3 protein-coding genes and 1 pseudogene are annotated in these 1,669 nt (G+C 38.9%); 1 reads left to right on the top strand and 3 read right to left on the bottom strand.

Annotated features, from left to right (window positions below; translation table 11 throughout):
- Positions 1 to 146, top strand: a 146-nt coding sequence (locus FNW02_RS38050; protein ID WP_191762619.1) for an IS1 family transposase, incomplete at its 5' end; no start/stop codon positions are given.
- A 124-nt stretch (positions 147 to 270) separates the two neighbouring features.
- Here FNW02_RS38050 and FNW02_RS38055 read toward each other — a convergent pair.
- From FNW02_RS38055 to FNW02_RS40400, 3 genes and pseudogenes are all read right to left on the bottom strand, one after another.
- Positions 271 to 663: a redoxin domain-containing protein gene (locus FNW02_RS38055; protein ID WP_191762620.1), complete on the bottom strand. Its 393-nt coding sequence runs from the start codon at positions 661 to 663 to the stop codon at positions 271 to 273.
- A gap of 67 nt (positions 664 to 730) precedes the next feature.
- Complete coding sequence (locus tag FNW02_RS38060; protein ID WP_191762621.1) at positions 731 to 1,471, bottom strand: TVP38/TMEM64 family protein; 741 nt, start codon at positions 1,469 to 1,471, stop codon at positions 731 to 733.
- Positions 1,472 to 1,505: 34 nt separating this feature from the next.
- Positions 1,506 to 1,669: pseudogene (locus tag FNW02_RS40400) on the bottom strand (IS1 family transposase); the annotation flags it as partial.

Below are 1,669 nucleotides of genomic sequence, written 5' to 3' on the forward strand. Positions count from 1 at the left end.
GTTTCATTGATGATTGCGACCATTTAGTCAAGAAAACTTACATGACACGAATTGAAGGAGAAAATACAAGATTAAGACATTATTTAGCACGCCGACATCGTCGCACACTTTGTTATTCTAAATCCAATTCTCTTCTTCTGTCATAATTACCCCCTCAATCAGCTATGTGCTGAGGAAACGAGTCATTTACCGATCTAAAACTTTTAAAATGGAGAGATAACTATGCTTGGCTTGTATCGATGTTTAACGGTTACATTTAAAAGTTATATACTATTTGAAAAATAAGAGAATATAAAAAATTATGCAATTTTTAAAATTGGTATTATTTATGTTTGTTTCAAAACGTAACAATAATTTGCCTTCATAACCAACAGTGAGATTTTTAATTTCCCATTCTTGAATTGAATTTTGAGCATCTGCTTGACTGTCGCCACTAATAGCGATCGCTTCCACCCCAAGCTTAGTAAAATCGTCTAAAAGTCGCTCAAGTTCCGCTAAATAATTGTGGCAAATCGGGCAGAACCAACCCCGATAAAAGATAATCAATGTGAAATTTTGGGGCTGCTGCTCAGACAGTTTCCAAAGTTTACCATCAAAAGTTTTTACTGCCAGTTCTGGAACTTGAGTACCAGTGAATAATTTGGTTGTATTTGTTGTCATCATGCATTTTTACTTATTTAATAGATGTGAAGCATTAGAAAATCACAATTAACTCTACTGAATTGATTAACTAATTCAGGTTAATTTGTCTATTTTCATCATCATTATTAGACTCTAAAACTTCATTTTCTAAAGCCTTACGAGCAACTTTAGTGACATAAATTGTCACAGCAACCGTAGCGATAAAGCCAATAATCCGAATTGCCCACTGGACACTGGGATTCCCAGGTTGGGATTCAGTACCAATCGTGGCAATACTACCAGCTAAAGAACCGATATAAACATACATAATTGTGCCGGGAATCATGCCAATGGAAGCAAGAACGTAGTCTTTAAGGAAAACTCCCGTCACGCCATAGGCATAGTTCAACAAGTTAAAAGGGAAGATAGGAGAAAGCCGCGTTAATAGTACAATTTTCAGTCCTTCCCTACCCACAGCTTCATCAATCGCCCGAAATTTCTGATTCCCGGCAATTTTCTTAGCAACCCAACCCCTAGCCAAATAACGCCCGACTAAGAAAGCGGCAGTAGCTCCTATAGTTGCACCAATGAAGACATAAAGCGAACCCCAAACTACGCCAAAGACCACACCCGCACCGAGAGTAAGGATTGACCCTGGTAAAAAGGCAACAGTGGCAATGATATAAAGAGCGATAAATGCCAATGCTCCCACAGCACCAAGACCATCAATCCACTGCAAAGCATTTTTTAACCATAGTTGGGGATTAAACCCGGCAGCATTTTGAGCCGATTCTTGTCCTAAAGCTGGTTCTGTGGTAAATATTAAGGTAATGCCAAGTGCCAGCAGCATTAGGAAAACAGGCGTTGCTGAACCAAAATATGAATCATGTGATCGTCTTAAGCTTGCGGGCGCATAGCGCTCGCAGCGCCACTGAGCCATAATTAAGATAATATATTACCAATCGAATAGAATGCTTAAGCATTTCTTCGGTTTTAGAGTAACAAAAAGTTCTCCGATGTAGTCGAGCAAGGTAATGCCTTAAACGGC

Origin of the sequence: Komarekiella delphini-convector SJRDD-AB1 (assembly GCF_014831675.1) — a bacterium.
Taxonomy (GTDB): domain Bacteria; phylum Cyanobacteriota; class Cyanobacteriia; order Cyanobacteriales; family Nostocaceae; genus Komarekiella.

What these genes read in the sequence shown, in the direction of transcription:
- FNW02_RS38055 (WP_191762620.1), bottom strand. Translation starts at nt 663, where the DNA reads ATGATGACAACAAATACAACCAAATTATTCACTGGTACTCAAGTTCCA.
- FNW02_RS38060 (WP_191762621.1), bottom strand. Translation starts at nt 1,471, where the DNA reads ATGCTGCTGGCACTTGGCATTACCTTAATATTTACCACAGAACCAGCT.